Source organism: Williamsia sp. z34 (assembly GCF_059553395.1).
Genome location: NZ_JCANWW010000001.1, coordinates 474776 through 490412 on the forward strand (window position 1 = coordinate 474776; position 15637 = coordinate 490412).

Below are 15637 nucleotides of genomic sequence, written 5' to 3' on the forward strand. Positions count from 1 at the left end.
CAGCACCGGGATCGAGAATCATGGAGCTGGGATTGGGCGGTGCCACCGCAGTGGTGGCGGGCGGTAGCCGGGGCATGGGTCTGGCCGTCGCCCGCTGCCTTGCCGAAGAGGGTGCGCGGGTGGCCGTCCTGGCCCGGACGCCTTCCGACCTCGAGCGCGCCGTCGCCGAGCTCATCGCATCAGGTAGCCCGGATGCGGTCGGCGTGGTCGCAGATGTCCGCGATCAGGCGAGAGTGATCGAGGTCTTCGTCGAGCTGGGGCAGCGGTGGGATGGCCGACTCAACGTGCTGGTCAACGCTGCGGGCCCGAACGTCCAGGGCGACTTCGAGACACTGACTGACGAGCAGTGGCAAGCCGGTTTCGATGACGGGGTGATGGGGATGGTCCACACCGTCCGGGCGGCGCTCCCGCTTCTGCGACAAGCCGACTGGGCGCGGGTGGTGAACTTCTCGGCCGGTTCGACCCAGCGGCAGAGTGTACGGCTGCCGGCCTACACGGCGGCCAAAGCGATGGTGACCAGCATCTCCAAGAACCTGTCGCTGTACCTGGCACCGGACGAGATCATGGTCAACGTGATCTCGCCCGGCAGCGTGGCGTCGGATTCACTGATCGCGTGGGCGAAATCGGTGGGCGTCGACAGCGACGACCCCTATCAGCTGATGGCGGCGATCGACACACACTTCGGGCATCCGGCGCATCTGCCCCGGGCCGGACTTCCCGAGGAGATCGCCCGGGTTGCAACCTTTTTGGCCTCGCGCGCGAATTCCTACATGACCGGGGCAAACGTGAACGTCGACGGTGGCACCGATTTCACCTGACCGGCGTCAATCGACGATCGTGATGGCCTGACGGGGGCATTGACGCACAGCTTCTTTGACCAGCGCCAGTTTCTCGGGCGTGACCTCGGGGTCGAGGACGGTGAGCATGTCGTCGTCACCGAGTTCGAACACCTCCGGGAGCACGGCCATGCAGAAGCCGTTGCTCTCGCAGAGCCCGAAGTCGACCTGCACCCTCATCGGATCACCCGGACGGGTACGTTGCTCCATCCGGCCACGTTCTGCATGGTCACCCGCTTGCAGCGATCGGCGTCGACCGTGAACTTCGGCATGAAATCGAGCAGGCGATCGATCGCGATGGTGCTCTCCATCCGGGCGAGCGCGGCACCGAGGCAGCTGTGGATGCCGTAGCCGAAGGCGAGGTTTTGCGCCTCGCTGCGGTCGCGGTCGATGTCGAAGGTGTCGGGGTCGGTGAAGGCCTCGGGATCGCGATTCGCCGAGCCGCCGAGCAGGAACACCGGCTTGCCCGCCGGGATGGTCACACCGTGCAGTTCCACCTCTTTGAGGGAGTACCGCACGTTGTACTGTGCTGGGGCCTCATAGCGCAGCAGCTCTTCGATCGCCGCCGGGATCTTGCTGCGATCTTGCCGCAGCATCTCCCACTGCTCTGGATGCTGGGCGAAGAGTACGCCCACGTTGCCGATGAGCTTGGCGACGGTCTCGGCACCGGCACCGCCCAACAATGTTGTGAAGCTGGCGATTTCGATGTTGTCGAGGCCGGTCACGCTGCCGTCTTCCCGCTCGATCTCGGCGTTGACGAGCTTGGTGAGCATGTCGTCGCGGGGTTCGGCGCGGCGCTCCTGGGCGAGCCCGTAGTAGAGCATCGCCGTGTCGATGGCGCACTGCAGGCCGGCCTCCGACATCTCGACCTGGCCGGGATTGCGATGGAGCATCTCGTCGACCCACAGCCGGATCTGTTGCCGGCGATCGGCAGGCACACCGAGCATCCGGGTGATGACCTCCACCGGGAAATACACCGAGAAGTCCTGAACGAGATCGAATTCATTGGGATCGACCTCGCCGAGGAAGCGATCGACCTGTTCGGTGACCATCGGTGCCAGTGCGTTGATCGCCCGGGGCGTGAACACCTTGCTGAGCAGTCCGCGCATATGGCGGTGATCCGGGGGATCCATCACGATGATCGACTTGAACTTCTCGGCGCCGCCGACGCGGACCTGCGCGAGGTCCACCCCGCGTGCTGATGAGTAGGTGGCGAAATCGGTGAGGCCGTGTGCCACATCGGCATGCCTGCTGAGCGCGTAGAAGTCGTATTCTTCGCTGTAGTAGACCGGTGCTTCTTCACGCATCCGCCGGTACGTCTCATATGCACCGTCGAAGAACTCCTGCGAGAACGGATCGAATTCGAGTTTCGCCCCGAACGTGGTTCGCCCGGCTTCGAACTTGGTCATACTTCCTCCACCGCTGTGCCGCACCACATGCTCGCCGCGACCGCCCACTGTTGCCTTATACCGTAAGCCATACTATATCTGTTTCGCGTGCGAGCCAAGAAGCCTGCGTGTATTGCCCGGCTCGACCAATGAGTTTACTGTTGCCCTTACAGTCAATCGTACGATGACGGGTGTTGTGGGCGACATGAGCGGTGGAGAACAGCGCAGGGTGGTGGTTGTGGGAGCCGGATCGGGGATCGGCGCGGCCACCGCCGCCCACTTCCACTCACGAGGGGATCACGTTCTCGCCGTGGACCTCAAGCCAAACGCGACGCCGGCGTCAGAACATCTTCAGGTCGATCTGCGTGATCCGGCGGCGATCGCCGCGTTACTCGACGACATCGGTTCCGGTTGGGATCTGCTGGCGCACGTGGCCGGCGTACCCGGGACGGCTCCCGCCGACGACGTGTTGCTGGTCAACTATCTCGGGATGCGTTTGATGACCACCGGGATGCTGCCACTGCTGAACACCGGCGGCGCGGTGGTGGTGGTGGCATCGGTGGCGGCGCTGGGTTGGGAGCAGCGCGCCGCCGACCTCGCCGGACTACTCGATGCGACCGAGCCCGCGGCGGTCGTGGCCTGGCAGGCCACCCAGGATCCGGACTATCCGGTGTACAGCACCTCCAAACAGGCCGCGATCCTGTTCGCGAAACGGATTGCGGGCCCGGCGCTGTCGAAATACGGGGTGCGGATCAACATCGTCAGTCCGGGGCCGACCGAGACCCCGATCCTGACCGACTTCGAGGCGTCGATGGGCAAGGACGTGCTCGATACGGTGAAGGCCACCGTGGGCAGGCATGCCGACGTCGGCGACATAGTCCCGGTCATCGACTTCGTCGGCTCGCCCGCAGCCGGCTGGATCGTGGGACAGGACATCCACGTCGACGGCGGGTTCGTCTCATCGATGATGGCCGGGCCGCCGATCGTGCTGTAGCCGGCCGTCAGCGCCTGCCGGGACTCTTCAAAGTTTCAGCCAACCAACACAATCCAGGGGTTTCGATGACGATCGACAGTGCGCCGGTTTCGCCACATCCATATCATTCGCTCGACATCTCGGCCGAGAACTTCTGGAAAGCCGGGAACTTCCGTACGCGTGACGACGCGTTTGCGCAGCTCCGCGCCGAGGAGGGACTGAGCTGGCATGCCCCCGTGTCAGCGGTCTTTCCACACGAGGAGACCGGTTACTGGGCGCTGACCCGGCACTCGGACATCCGAGAGGTCAGCCAGAACAACGCCGTCTTCGGTTCCAGTCTGGGGGTGTCGCTGGATCCGATGCCGGCCGAGATCCAGCGCATGACAACCTATTTCCTGGCAATGGATCCACCGGATCACACGCGGCACCGAAAGCTGATCAGTTCGGCCTTCACGCCGCGACAGGTCAAGCGGATCGAGGATCAGATCCGGACCAATGCCCGGGTGGTGGTGGACGAGTTCCTGACGCAGCTGCGTTCCGGCGACGAGTTCGACTTCGTCTCGTCGTGCTCGACGAAGCTTCCGATGAAGACGATCTCCGACATGATCGGTATCGAGCCGGAGAGTCAGGAAGCCGTCGCGTACGCCGCCGAAAGCCTGTTCGGCGGAAGCGATGACGAGTACGCGTCCCTCGAGGAACGGGCGATGCATGTGATGGGTCAACTCGGGATCCTCCAAAATGCCGGCGTCGAACTCGCTGCGCGCCGACGCATCGATCCTCGTGAGGACCTGATGACCAACATCATCAACGCCGAGGTCGACGGTCACCGGGTCTCGGACACCGACATCGGTTCGTTCATGGTGCTGCTCGGTTCGGCGGGCAACGACACCACCAAACAGACAACAACCCACGTGTTCAAGGCGCTGACCGAAAACCCGGACCAAAAGGCCTGGCTGCTAGAAGATTTCGACGGTCGGATCAACACTGCCGTCGACGAGTTCGTCCGCTGGTCGACACCGGTCGTCTCGTTTGCGCGGCACGCCCTGGTCGACACCGAGCTGGGCGGCACACAGATCGCGGCCGGTGAAAAGTTGGGCCTGTTCTACTGCTCGGGTAACCGCGACGAATCAGTCTTCGACCGTCCACACGAGTTCGACATCACCCGCGACCCCAATCCCCACGTCGGCTTCGGCGGTGGAGGAGCACACTACTGCCTGGGAGCCCAACTCGCGAAAATGGAACTCCGGCACCTCTTCTACGAGCTGCTGACCCGGGTTCCCGAGGTCACGCTCGGGGACCCGGAGTACCTCCAGAGCACCTTCGTCCACGGCGTCAAACGGATGTCGGTCAGCCTCGCCTAGCGCCGCCCCACCCCAGACGAGCCGGAAATACGAAGACGAGCCACAAATTTGTGGCTCGTCTTCGTATTTCCGGCTCGTCTGCGGGGGAGAGGGTGGGAGGCTAGGTGGTCAGAATGGTGGCGCCTGCGGTGCCGGGGGCCCCGTAGAGCTGGGCGAAACCCACCGTCGGATTTCCGCCGACCTGGCGGTCGCCGGCCTCGCCGCGGAGTTGGCGGACCAGCTCGTGGATCTGGCGGATGCCCGATGCCCCGATCGGCTCACCGTTGGCGATGAGCCCGCCGTCGGTGTTGACCGGCATCGAACCGCTGATCTCGGTCAGCCCCTCGGCGAGCAACTTCTCCTGGTCTCCGTGGGCGCAGAAGCCCGCCTCGGCCATGTGGATGAGCTCGGCTCCGGCATCGGTGTCCTGCAGCTGGATCACGTCGACGTCTTCGGGGGAGACACCGGCCGCTTCGAACGCCGCTCGTGATGCGTAGACGGTCGGCGCCACATCCTCGTCCACGGGCCCATAGGTGGTGTTGACCTCGTAGGCACCGTAGCTGCGGGTCCGCAGTTCGACGGCCCTGACGAAGACCGGCTTGGTCTCGAAGCGATGGGCGATGTCGGCGTTGCACATGATCACCGCGGCGGCACCTTCGTCGGGTGCGCAGAACATGTAGTGCGTCAACGGATAGTTGAGCATCGGGGAACCCAGGATCTCTTCTTCGGAGATCGGCTTGCGGCGGAAGGCATTTGGATTCAGGGCACCGTTGCGGTAGTTCTTGGCGGCGACTCTCGCCAGCGTCTGCTGCGAGATGTTGTGATCGTGGAGATAGCGATTGGCCTTCATGCCGAAGAACTGGGTGGTCAGGTACTGCCCGTTCTCGGCGTACCACCTCGGCATACCCACCAATGTCGGGTCTTCGGTGAACGCACCGCGCGGATGCTTGTCCAGGCCGATCGCGATCCCGATGTCATGGCGGCCGACCCGGATGGTGTCGGCGCACAACTGGGTTGCGCTCGCGCCGGTGGCGCAGGCGTTGAACACGTTGGTGAAAGGTATGCCGGTGAGACCCAGCATCCCGACAATGTTGTCGGGATTGGCGACGGTCCAGCTGCCGCCGACACCGAACTGGATGTCTTTCCATTCCAGGCCGGCGTCTTTGAGCGCATAGCGGACGGCGTCGACGCCCATCTCCATGGCGGACTTGCCCTCGAACCGGCCGAACGGGTGCAGTCCGACCCCGATGATCGCGACCTCTGTCATCTTCAAACCTTTCTGGTGGTCGGTGAGCGCGGTGTCAGATGGACTGGAAGGCGAACGTCACGATCTCGTTGCCGTCGTCATCGGCCGTGAACGGGATCATCGTCAGTTCGACGTTCATCCCGAAATGCAGTTTGTCGATGTCACCTTCGGTCAGCCGGCCCTCGACCCGCACGACATCACCGAGCTGGACCAGGCCGACCGCGAACGGTGTGAAGGTCTTGATGGTCTCGCGTCCGGCGTAGGGAGGTCCCGGCAGAAACCCCTGGGTGGTCCACGCGACCAGGGTTCCGCGCCGCGGCAGAAGCGCCGTCGAGACCTGATCGCTGCTGCAGCGTGGGCAGAGTCTGTGTTCGGGAAATACGGTGGCCTCGCAGTCGCCACAACGACTTCCGATGAGCTGGGGATCGGTGCTCGGCCAGGTGGATGTCTCCGGTGCCAAGGCCTTCTGCATCAAGCACTCCGTTCGTGGGGTTTGCGGAAGAAGGGATACGGTCAGTCGCCGGTGGCCGCCTGTTGCCGGGCCCACCGATAGTCGGCCTTGCCCACCGGACTTCGCTGGATCTCGGACCGGAACAGGACGGCCTTGGGCAGCTTGTACCGGGCCAGGGATTTGCCGGCATGCTCGACGATCTCGTCCGAATGTGCGGTGGCACCGTCGATCAGCGACACCACCGCAACAACCTCCTCACCCCAGCGCTCACTGGGGCGACCGGCCACGACCACATCGCTCACGGCGGGATGGGAGGCGATGGCCATCTCGACCTCTTCGACGAAGACCTTCTCGCCGCCGGAGTTGATGGTCACCGAATCTCGGCCGAGCAGGGCAACGTTGCCATCGGAGAGCAGTCGCGCGCGGTCGCCGGGCAGTGAGTAGCGGATGCCCGCGACGGTGGGAAACGATCTGGCGGATTTGGCCTCATCACCCTTGTAGCCCAGCGGTACGTGGCCGCGCTGAGCCAGCCAGCCGATGCCGTCGTGTCCGGGCTCGAGGACCGCCTCGAGATCCTCCGAGAGGACATAGGTGTCCGGCCCGGGATTGAAAGTGCCCGTGGAAACCGCGTCGGCGGTGGACAAGTGGGTCATCTGTGCGCCCGTCTCCGACGAGCCGACACCGTCGATCACGATGGCATTGGGGAGGGCGTCGATCAGCCGTTGTTTGATGGTCGGGGTCAGGATCGCGCCCCCGTTCGCCACGGCGAACAGGGAGCTCAGGTCTGCGGAGGTCTCTTCCAGCGCGGTGAGCAGGGGCCGCGCCACGGCGTCGCCGACCAGCATCACCACCCCGGCCTTCTCTCGTTCGATCGCGGCCACGATGTCATGGGGGTCGAGATGGTCGACGACGGTGGGGAACACCAGGGACTGGCCCGTACTCAATGCCTGCATGGCGGCCCACTGGGCGGCGCCGTGCATCAGCGGTGGCAACACCACGATCTTGATCCCGGGGTTGTCGACCACGCGGGCGGCGATGTCGTCATAGGAATGCGCCAGCTCCCCGGTGGCGAGATTGCGTCCACCGAAAGCGGCCACGAAGATGTCGTGCTGACGCCACAGCACACCCTTGGGCATACCGGTGGTCCCGCCGGTGTAGAGAACGTAGAGGTCATCGGGCGATGGCTCGACGGGCGGTGATTCGGGGGAGCTGTCGGCGATGACGGTCTCGTAGTCCACCGCGCCGGGCAGCAGGCTGTTCCCGGAGCTGTCGGCGATCTGGATGAGCACCCGCAGGTGTGGGAGATCGGGCAGCACCGCGGCGAGTTGTGGTGCAAATGCGGCGTGATAGATCAGCGCGCTCGCGCCGGCGTCGGAAAGCAGGTATCGAAGCTCGTCGCTGACGTACCGGTAGTTCACATTGAACGGCGCGACCCGGGACCGGAAGGCGCCGAGCAGCGCCTCGATGTATTCGTTGCCGTTGTAGGCGTAGATGCCGAGCAGGTCCTGTCCGGTCTCGTGGCCGCCGAGCGAATCACGTTCGGTATGCGCACCGAGCCCACACGAATGTAGATAGGAGGCAAGGCGTTTGGAGCGATCCGCGACCTGGGCGTGGGTGTAATGATCGTCGCCCTGGGAGATGAAGACGCGGTCACCGATCGCGGCGGCGACGACGTCGGCAGCCGCTCCGACGGTGAACTCTGTGGTTGTCGGCTGGGCTCCGGTCTCCGTGTTGGACACTATTGCTCCTCGATGGCGGTTTCTCGACCACAGACGGTCGGATGTCCACTACTGTAAGGTATACCGGAATGCCTGCGGCTGTGTTTCGCGACAAGTAATCCGAAGGAGTGGGGGGCCATGGTGTCGGACGACCAGGTGACCTCGGGAGCGAGTGCCAGACCCAGCTACGGAGAGGTGCCCCTGGAGCAGACGGTCGCCGCCGCCGCGGCCATCCGCCGGCTGATCGAGGTGACGCTCTCCCTCGAGCACGAGCACCCCACGATTGACGCGATCGTCACCCAGTGCGAGCAGTGGGAACGCGAACTCGCACCGTCGGTACCCCCGAATCCGGCCCCGCGTTTCGGTGACGATCTCGGCGCGGATCGACGGATCTATCTCGACCACGCTTTTGACGTCGGTGCCTTCAATCCGTGTTTCCCGCAGTACGAGTTCGATCACCTCGACGCCGATACCGCATCGGGAACGGTCGAGTTCGGGTTGTCGTACGAGGGGCCACCGGGTCTGGTGCACGGGGGATTTCTGGGCGTCTTCTTCGACTGTGTTGTGCAGCAACAGAATTGTGCGGTACGACTGTCGGGCAAGACCCGCACTCTGGACATTTCTTACCGTCGGCCGACACCGGTGCTGACCCCGCTGCGGTTCGAGGTCGACCGGACACGCGAGGGTCGCGAACTCATCTCGACGGCGCGACTATTACTCGGCGAGACCGTGTTGTGCGGCGCACGGGTCACCGCGGTGGCGCTACCTCCGGAACAGTTGACCGGCTCACGCCACGGTAGACGCCGGATTTCGAACTGATGCGCAAGACCACACGCACGCCGTGCGAACCGATGAGGAGTTTGGCAGATGACATCGTCGACTGTTGGAAGTGACCGGGTCCTGTTCGACGTGGATCGCCAGACCCGGATCGCCACGATCACGCTGAACAATCCGCAGCGCCGGAACTCCTATGACGCGGCCATGCGCGATGATCTGGCCCGGTGCCTCGATGCGGTCGCCGATGACGACGACGTGACGGTCGCACTGTTGCGCGGCGCGGAAGGCGTGTTCAGCACCGGTGCCGACATGAACAACGCCTACGGCTGGTACGGCGAGGAGGAGGGTTCCGGGAACAGCGATGCGGCAGCGGCGAAGAATCGTCGGCCGAGTCAGCGTCGACGACTCAATGTGGACCGCAAGTCATTTGGCTTCTATCACGAGTTCCTCGGCTTCCCGAAGGTCACCGTCGGCGAGATCGGTGGGTACGCACTGGGCGGCGGATTCGAGATGGCGCTCATGTGCGACATCTCGGTCATCGCCCGGGATACCAAGATCGGGATGCCCGCAACCCGATTCCTGGGTCCGGCCCTGGGTAGCCTGCACATGTTCTTCCACCGTCTCGGTCCGGTGCTCGCGAGGCGGATGCTGTTGACCGGCGACATCATCGCGGCCGGGGAGGTGGAGCATCTGGGTGTCTTCACCGAGACCTGCGACCCGCAGTCGCTGACCGCTTCTGCGCGTTACTGGGCCCGCAAGGCGGCCAAGATGCCGGCCGACGGCGTGGTGATCGCCAAAGAGGCGTTTCGGATGGTGGAGCAGAGTCAGGCGTATCAGGGCGAGGAGGTGGCGAGTTACCTCTTCCACGCCTTCGGGACGAACCTGCAATTCGCGCCGGGGGAGTTCAACTTTGTCAAGACGCGGGCCGAACACGGCACCCGGGAAGCATTCCGGTTGCGCGACGAGCACTTTCGCGTCGAACGAGAGGACATCAAGAACCTCTGAGACCCGCGTCGGTGGTCAGGGCCCGGGTCAGGAACCTCACCTGATGCGCGAGCACCGACTCATGCCAGGGTTTGCCCGGGTATACGTCGAAGTGGTCGCAGGGATAGTGCCGAACCTGGGCGCGGGCCCGTACCGCGGTCTTGATCGCGGCATCGACCGACACGCAGCGGTCGAAGTCCGCGATCTGGAACAGGGTGTGGCAGTGGACCCGGCCGGCGAACCGATCGGGCCGGTGGCGGATGGCCTCGACCGCTATCGAGGCGCTCACCTCGTTTCGCCAGGTGGGGCCGGCTATGGACGTGTAGTCGTCGAGCGTGCCGGAGGTGTCCAGCAGTGCGCCCGACCCCGGCGTTCCGACCGCGGGCACCATGATCCTGGACCGGCCGAGTGCGCCGGCGGCCTTGTCTCGAAGCCCCTGTGTCAGAAGCTTTGTCACCCGAAGCGCCCGGTGATCGGGGCGACTGGCCACCAGGGGTGTGAGCGAGATCAGCCCGACGATGTCGCTGCGACCGGCCGCAACCTCCAGGATGGTGCCGCCCGCCAAGGAGACACCCCAGAGCACCATACGTTGGGGATCGACTTCGGGGAGCAACGCGGCCTGGCGGAGCGCGGCGCGGTAGTCCTGCACCTGCCCGGGCAGGGAGATGACCTGACGTGGCTGCCCGGCGCTGGCACCGAAACCCCGATAGTCGAATGCGATCACGTCGAGTCCGGCAGCGGCCAGACTCCGTGCGAAGGGTTCGAGCCCAGAGTCTTTGGTGCCCGCGAAGCCGTGCGCCATCACGGCAACGGGCCTACCGGTCGCGTCTGCGAGCCGGTTGTCGGCTGCGGGGAAGTGCCAGGCATCGATATCGACACCGCCGGAGGGGAAGACGAGGTGATTCTTCACTGCGTGACACCTGCCCGTCGGCGACCCCGCGGGAGTTCCTGCAATCGAGACGGGGAGGCGATGTTGTGGCCGGTGCAGCGTGACCCGGCGGATCCGGACCCAGTAGCGATGCCCATTCGATCTCATCTCAGCCGAAATGTTGTCGTATGCCTTGTCCATCAGGCCACTTCGTTGAGTTTGGTTCGTATCCGCCGTGTTCGCAGGCGGTTGGCTAACTCGCTTCAGGAGTCTTTCCGTTGCGGCGTTGCGATGCCGATGATTTCTTCGCTCCCGACGCAGTGGACTCGATCAGCCGGCTCGCATGATCGAGGATGCATTCGAGACCGAAGGCGAAGTTCTTGTCGTCGGGCGCGCCGATGCTGTGCCCGCGACCGACGCCTTCGGAGAGCAGAGGTGTCGTCTCGGGGGTGATGATCAGGTGTTCGTAGTAGGCGCGGGCCTCCGGGTCGGCAGCCTTCTGCTTCTGCTGCAGCCGCGCCAGGACAACCGAGCCGCGGACGTGGAGCTGGACTGCGGAATACGTGTCGAATGCGTCATCGAGGGACAGTCCGGCCTTGACCAGATTGGCGACGGCCATCTCGATCAGTTGGGCGCCGGGCTGTGCAGCCCGCGGACTCATCGACGCCCGGATCAGGATCAGATCGCAGAGGATCGGATTGGCGAGAAAGGTCTCCCGCATCTGGTACGCGTGTTCGCTGAGCGTCTCGCGCCACGGCCGGTTCTCCGGAAAAGGGGTTTCGACGGTGAACCGGTTGAATGCACGGTCGGTCATCGCGTTGAGCAGGTCATCCTTCTTGCGGAAGTACCAGTAGATGCTCGTGACCCCGACGCCGAGGTGTTTGCCGAGCAGCGGCATGCTCAAGTTGTCGATCGAGACCTCTTCGGCCAGTTCAAAGGCACCCTTGATGATGTCGTTGGGATCGATGGATCCACGCTCTCGCCGTTGCCGCTTCACTGGAGCGCTCTGCTTCGCCATTCGCAACCACTTCCGTCACCACTCGTCTGTCGACGAGCGCGTCCGCCGTCGTGCTTGATCGTCCCCGTAAACGTTACCGAAGACCGTGCAGTATCCACCGCTGTCATGCCTGTGAGCTGGGTCTCCGTCTGCCGGTGCGGTAGCCGGATCGGCGTATGCGCCGGGCGGCTCCCACGGCCTGCGCAAACCCTTGTGGAATGCACTACCGATAGGTATACAGTAATGGTGCCAGAGGGTCCTCGGAGCCGTTTTCCCAATCCAGGAGGTGCCGCCGTGTCCGAGGCGGATGTCGATCAGCCGGTTCTGTATTCAGAGACCGAAGCCGGGGTCGCCGTACTGACGCTGAATCGTCCCGATCGGATGAACGCGTGGGGCATCGACATGGCAAATGCCTTCTACGAGTGGGTCGATCGCGCCGAAGCAGCCCCGCATATCCGCGTCCTGGTCGTCACCGGCGGCGGTGGTGCGTTCTGCGCCGGTGCGCATCTGGGGTCGTCGGAGACCATCGGTGACTCGCTCGAGCGCGCCGGCGACGTCGACATCAGCAAGATCATCGGGGACCGGCCGGTGTCGTTCCTGACCGGTCTGCGCAAACCCGTGGTCGCGGCCATCGACGGCCCCTGCGTCGGCATCGGTCTGGTGCTGGCCCTGATGTGTGATGTCCGTTTCGCCACCACCGGCGCAAAATTCGCCGCACCGTTCGCCAAGCGGGGCCTGGTCGCCGAGAACGGCATCTCGTGGATCCTGCCGCGGCTGGTCGGTTGGGGTGTGGCCATGGATCTGCTGCTCAGCGGTCGCACCTTCTATGCCGATGAGGCAGCGGATCTCCATCTGATCAAAGAGGTCGTCGCCACCGAGGTGCTCATGGAGACGGTGCTCGAATACGCCGAAGGTATTGCGCTGCAATGTGCGCCGAGCTCGCTGGCGTACATCAAGGCGCAGGCGTACCGGGATTCGACCGGAGACGTGGACGAAGCCGGTTCGCGCGCCGGGGTGTTGATGGGTAAGTCGCTGACCCGGCCGGACTTCGCCGAAGGCATCTTGGCCTTCTTCGAAAAACGAAAGCCGAACTTCCCGCCGCTGCAGTGAGCGCTCCACTGCGCGGCAACGGCAGTTTCGAACAACACCCAAGTCCCCGCTCGCCGGATCGAAAGGACCGTCAATGCCGAAACTTCCGTACCAGGCGATTGATGTCGACAATCACTACTACGAGCCGCTCGACGCCTTTACGCGCCACCTGGACAAGAAGTTTCGCCGCCGGGGTGTGCAGTTCGCCGACAACGGACGGCACACCATGGCGATCATCGGTGACCGGGTGAACCGATTCATCCCCAACCCGTCCTTCGACCCGATCATCGTGCCGGGCTGCCTCGACCTGATGTTCCGGGGCCAGATCCCCGACGGGGTCGACCCGGCTTCCCTGATGCAGGTCGAGAGTATCGAGATGCGTCCGGAGTATCGCGACCGCAGTGCGCGGGTGGCAATCCTCGACGAGCAGGAGATCGAGACGATCTTGATGTTCCCCACGTTCGGGTGCGGTGTCGAGGAGGCATTGACCCACGACATACCCGCGACGATGGCATCCCTGCACGCATTCAATCTGTGGCTGGATGAGGATTGGGGCTTCGCCCGACCGGACAACCGGATCATCACGGCCCCGATCATCTCCTTCGCCGATCCGGAAGCTGCTGCCGCAGAGGTCGATTCAGTCATCGAAAAGGGTGCCCAGCTGGTCTGCGTCCGGCCTGCGCCGGTACCGGGGATCCCGAAGCCGCGGTCGCTGGGGGACCGTCTGCACGATCCGGTGTGGGCACGACTGGCCGAAGCCGGTGTGCCGGTGACCTTCCACCTCAGTGACAGCGGATACCTCAGCATCGCCGCGATGTGGGGTGGCAAGGCGAACTTCGAAGGATTCGGCACCACCGACCCGTTCGACAAGATCGTCGTCGACGACCGGGCGATCCACGACACCATCGCCTCGCTGATCGTCCACGGTGTGTTCGACCGTCATCCCACGCTTCGGGTGGCCAGCATCGAGAACGGTACGGACTGGATGCACCGGTTGGCCAAACGGCTGGCCAAGCTCGCCAACCAATTCCCCCGGTCGTTCCCCGTGGATCCGGTCGAGACGCTGCGCAACCACGTGTGGGCGGCCCCGTACTACGAAGAGGACATGACGGCACTGGCAGAGCTGATCGGCGTCGAACGCATTCTCTTCGGTTCGGATTGGCCGCACGGTGAGGGGTTGGAGACACCGGTGTCCTTTGTCGACGACCTGGCCGATTTCGGTGACGCGGATGTCCGGAAGATCATGCGCGACAACGCATTGGATCTACTGGGTCGTTCACCGGTGGTGGTCGGCGCGGGTCCGGGCGAGAAGGCCGGCCGATGAGGGAGTGGTCGATCGGGGATGTGCTCGACGAGGTGGCGTCTGCGGTACCGGACCGGGTGATGACGATCTGCGGCTCCCGGCGCAGCACTTTCGGCGAGTCCGCGGTCCGGACGCGCCGGCTGGCCAATTATCTGGCTGATCAGGGGCTCGGCGCCCACACCCCGCAATCCGAACACCCGCGCTGGGAATGCGGGCAGGACCGGGTCGCGCTGATCATGCGCAACGACCTCTACCCCGATGCCATGATCGGCTGTCTGAAGGCCCGCGTGGTCCCGGTGAACGTCAACTACAACTACACGGCCCGCGAGATCACTGAACTCCTCGAGTACGTTCGTCCGCGCGCGGTCATCTACCACCGCTCATTCGGACCGGAGTTCGCCGCGGCGCTGACCGGCGAGGGCATCGACCTCCTGATCGAGGTCGACGGCGGAAGCGATGCACCGAGGGTCGCGGGTGCGGTGTCCTTTGACGATGCGGTGGCACATGGTGATTCGGACCGGGAACTGCCATCGTCGCCCGATGACATGGTCATGCAATGCACCGGCGGAACAACCGGACGGCCCAAAGGGGTGATGTGGCGGCAGAGTGATCTCTATGTGTCGTCACTGGCCGGCAACGACTACGAGTCCGCCACCGACCTCCACAACATTGCACTGACCGGCGGGCAGGTCTGGTTCGCGGTGTCGCCGCTGGTGCATGCGGCAGGTATCTGGACGGCGTTCTCGGGGCTGCTGACCGGGCAGACCGTGGTGCTCTTCGACGACCGCGACCACTTTGATCCCCGCGCGGTCCTGGAAACGGCGGAGCGGGAGAAGGTCTCGCTCATGACGATGGTCGGGGACGCCTATGCGGCGCCGATCGCCGCAGAGCTGGGGCGCAAGAGCTACGACCTGTCATCGATGTACGCCATCGCCTCTGGCGGCGCGGCCACCAACCCGATCCACAAGACCGCACTGCTCGAAGCGCTGCCGCATGTGCTGGTGATCGACGGATACGGTTCATCGGAAACCGGCGGCCTGGGTTTCTACACGAGCCAGAAGGGCGCGCTGGGAGAGACTTTCGGCTTGCGGCCCGGCGGCGCCGTGGTGTCCGCCGATCGCAGCAGGCTCCTCGAGCCGGGCTCTGGCGAGATCGGCTGGACGGCTCGGGTCGGCCGGGTTCCGCTGGGCTACTTCCGGGATCGAGCCGCGACCGAGAGCACGTTCCCGGTGCTCGACGGGGTGCGGGTGTCGATTCCCGGTGACCGGGCGACGCTCGACGCCGACGGCACCGTCCGCCTCCTCGGACGGGATTCGCTGGTGGTCAACACCGGCGGTGAAAAGGTCTTCGTGGAAGAGGTCGAAGCCGTCCTGCGCCGGCAGTCGGGTGTCGCCGATGCGCTGGTGATCGGCCGGGCGAGCGACCGCTGGGGCCAGGAGGTGGTGGCGCTGGTGGCGCTCCAACCCGGTTCCGGGGAGACCACGGAGAGCTTACAGGCGCTGTGCAAGGGGGATCTGGCCGGTTTCAAGGCCCCCAAGGCGGTGATCTTCGTCGACCACGTGAAACGCCTCGGCAACGGAAAGCCCGATTACCGATGGGCGAAGGTCGCGGTGGAATCAGCCGGCGACACCGCCCGTCCCGCGACCTCGACACTGTAGAAACGGATT

At 64.6% G+C, this 15637-nt stretch carries 15 protein-coding genes; 8 read left to right on the forward strand and 7 right to left on the reverse strand.

Features of this window, described 5'->3' with window-relative positions; translation table 11 throughout:
* Nucleotides 1-20: 20 nt before the first annotated feature.
* A complete protein-coding gene (locus AC51GT_RS02285; RefSeq protein ID WP_496327720.1) occupies nucleotides 21-818 on the forward strand; it encodes an SDR family NAD(P)-dependent oxidoreductase in 798 nt (265 codons plus the stop codon).
* A gap of 6 nt (nucleotides 819-824) precedes the next feature.
* Here the strand turns inward: AC51GT_RS02285 and AC51GT_RS02290 are convergent, their stop codons facing one another.
* Both AC51GT_RS02290 and AC51GT_RS02295 read right to left on the reverse strand, forming a co-directional pair.
* The gene (locus tag AC51GT_RS02290) at nucleotides 825-1016 is read right to left on the reverse strand and encodes a ferredoxin (protein WP_496327721.1); all 192 of its coding nucleotides are present in this window, start codon (nucleotides 1014-1016) and stop codon (nucleotides 825-827) included.
* Entirely contained in the window at nucleotides 1013-2245 is a 1233-nt protein-coding gene (locus AC51GT_RS02295) for a cytochrome P450 (RefSeq protein ID WP_496323762.1), read from the reverse strand. The genes AC51GT_RS02290 and AC51GT_RS02295 overlap by 4 nt, the downstream gene beginning before the upstream one ends.
* Nucleotides 2246-2408: 163 nt before the next feature.
* On the opposite strand from AC51GT_RS02295, the gene AC51GT_RS02300 reads away from it, so the two are divergent.
* Entirely contained in the window at nucleotides 2409-3218 is an 810-nt protein-coding gene (locus AC51GT_RS02300) for an SDR family oxidoreductase (RefSeq protein ID WP_496327722.1), read from the forward strand.
* A gap of 65 nt (nucleotides 3219-3283) precedes the next feature.
* Nucleotides 3284-4558, forward strand: coding sequence for a cytochrome P450 (locus AC51GT_RS02305; RefSeq protein WP_496327723.1), 1275 nt, complete (start codon nucleotides 3284-3286; stop codon nucleotides 4556-4558).
* Between the two features lie 100 nt (nucleotides 4559-4658).
* Here AC51GT_RS02305 and AC51GT_RS02310 read toward each other — a convergent pair whose 3' ends face one another.
* Genes AC51GT_RS02310 through AC51GT_RS02320 form a run of 3 tightly spaced genes read right to left on the reverse strand, consistent with a single transcriptional unit; the run spans nucleotide 4659 to nucleotide 7973 of the window.
* The gene (locus AC51GT_RS02310) at nucleotides 4659-5804 is read right to left on the reverse strand and encodes a thiolase family protein (protein WP_496327724.1); all 1146 of its coding nucleotides are present in this window, start codon (nucleotides 5802-5804) and stop codon (nucleotides 4659-4661) included.
* A 34-nt stretch (nucleotides 5805-5838) separates the two neighbouring features.
* A complete protein-coding gene (locus tag AC51GT_RS02315; RefSeq protein WP_496327725.1) occupies nucleotides 5839-6255 on the reverse strand; it encodes a Zn-ribbon domain-containing OB-fold protein in 417 nt (138 codons plus the stop codon).
* Nucleotides 6256-6296: 41 nt separating this feature from the next.
* Nucleotides 6297-7973, reverse strand: coding sequence for an acyl-CoA synthetase (locus AC51GT_RS02320; RefSeq protein ID WP_496327726.1), 1677 nt, complete (start codon nucleotides 7971-7973; stop codon nucleotides 6297-6299).
* 117 nt (nucleotides 7974-8090) lie between these two features.
* Between AC51GT_RS02320 and AC51GT_RS02325 the strand changes: the two genes are divergently transcribed.
* Entirely contained in the window at nucleotides 8091-8771 is a 681-nt protein-coding gene (locus tag AC51GT_RS02325; RefSeq protein WP_496327727.1) for a PaaI family thioesterase, read from the forward strand.
* Nucleotides 8772-8819: 48 nt separating this feature from the next.
* Nucleotides 8820-9734, forward strand: coding sequence for an enoyl-CoA hydratase/isomerase family protein (locus tag AC51GT_RS02330; RefSeq protein WP_496327728.1), 915 nt, complete (start codon nucleotides 8820-8822; stop codon nucleotides 9732-9734).
* Here AC51GT_RS02330 and AC51GT_RS02335 read toward each other — a convergent pair.
* Together AC51GT_RS02335 and AC51GT_RS02340 are read right to left on the reverse strand one after the other, a co-directional pair.
* Entirely contained in the window at nucleotides 9721-10623 is a 903-nt protein-coding gene (locus AC51GT_RS02335; RefSeq protein ID WP_496327729.1) for an alpha/beta hydrolase, read from the reverse strand. The genes AC51GT_RS02330 and AC51GT_RS02335 overlap by 14 nt on opposite strands.
* A 211-nt stretch (nucleotides 10624-10834) precedes the next feature.
* Nucleotides 10835-11599, reverse strand: coding sequence for a TetR/AcrR family transcriptional regulator (locus AC51GT_RS02340; RefSeq protein ID WP_496323771.1), 765 nt, complete (start codon nucleotides 11597-11599; stop codon nucleotides 10835-10837).
* A 222-nt stretch (nucleotides 11600-11821) separates the two neighbouring features.
* On the opposite strand from AC51GT_RS02340, the gene AC51GT_RS02345 reads away from it, so the two are divergent.
* From AC51GT_RS02345 to AC51GT_RS02355, 3 genes are all read left to right on the forward strand, one after another.
* A complete protein-coding gene (locus AC51GT_RS02345) occupies nucleotides 11822-12688 on the forward strand; it encodes an enoyl-CoA hydratase (protein ID WP_496327730.1) in 867 nt (288 codons plus the stop codon).
* Nucleotides 12689-12761: 73 nt separating this feature from the next.
* Entirely contained in the window at nucleotides 12762-13991 is a 1230-nt protein-coding gene (locus tag AC51GT_RS02350) for an amidohydrolase family protein (protein WP_496327731.1), read from the forward strand.
* A complete protein-coding gene (locus AC51GT_RS02355; RefSeq protein WP_496327732.1) occupies nucleotides 13988-15628 on the forward strand; it encodes an acyl-CoA synthetase in 1641 nt (546 codons plus the stop codon). Before AC51GT_RS02350 ends, AC51GT_RS02355 begins: the two co-directional genes overlap by 4 nt.
* Nucleotides 15629-15637 lie beyond the last annotated feature (9 nt).

Bases quoted from the DNA above. Each gene is read 5' to 3' on its own strand.
- AC51GT_RS02310 (WP_496327724.1), bottom strand. From the start codon at position 5,804: ATGACAGAGGTCGCGATCATCGGGGTCGGACTGCACCCGTTCGGCCGG.
- AC51GT_RS02305 (WP_496327723.1), top strand. From the start codon at position 3,284: ATGACGATCGACAGTGCGCCGGTTTCGCCACATCCATATCATTCGCTC.
- AC51GT_RS02315 (WP_496327725.1), bottom strand. From the start codon at position 6,255: ATGCAGAAGGCCTTGGCACCGGAGACATCCACCTGGCCGAGCACCGAT.
- AC51GT_RS02350 (WP_496327731.1), top strand. From the start codon at position 12,762: ATGCCGAAACTTCCGTACCAGGCGATTGATGTCGACAATCACTACTAC.
- AC51GT_RS02330 (WP_496327728.1), top strand. From the start codon at position 8,820: ATGACATCGTCGACTGTTGGAAGTGACCGGGTCCTGTTCGACGTGGAT.
- AC51GT_RS02345 (WP_496327730.1), top strand. From the start codon at position 11,822: ATGGTGCCAGAGGGTCCTCGGAGCCGTTTTCCCAATCCAGGAGGTGCC.
- AC51GT_RS02325 (WP_496327727.1), top strand. From the start codon at position 8,091: ATGGTGTCGGACGACCAGGTGACCTCGGGAGCGAGTGCCAGACCCAGC.
- AC51GT_RS02355 (WP_496327732.1), top strand. From the start codon at position 13,988: ATGAGGGAGTGGTCGATCGGGGATGTGCTCGACGAGGTGGCGTCTGCG.
- AC51GT_RS02300 (WP_496327722.1), top strand. From the start codon at position 2,409: ATGACGGGTGTTGTGGGCGACATGAGCGGTGGAGAACAGCGCAGGGTG.
- AC51GT_RS02285 (WP_496327720.1), top strand. From the start codon at position 21: ATGGAGCTGGGATTGGGCGGTGCCACCGCAGTGGTGGCGGGCGGTAGC.
- AC51GT_RS02290 (WP_496327721.1), bottom strand. From the start codon at position 1,016: ATGAGGGTGCAGGTCGACTTCGGGCTCTGCGAGAGCAACGGCTTCTGC.
- AC51GT_RS02340 (WP_496323771.1), bottom strand. From the start codon at position 11,599: ATGGCGAAGCAGAGCGCTCCAGTGAAGCGGCAACGGCGAGAGCGTGGA.
- AC51GT_RS02295 (WP_496323762.1), bottom strand. From the start codon at position 2,245: ATGACCAAGTTCGAAGCCGGGCGAACCACGTTCGGGGCGAAACTCGAA.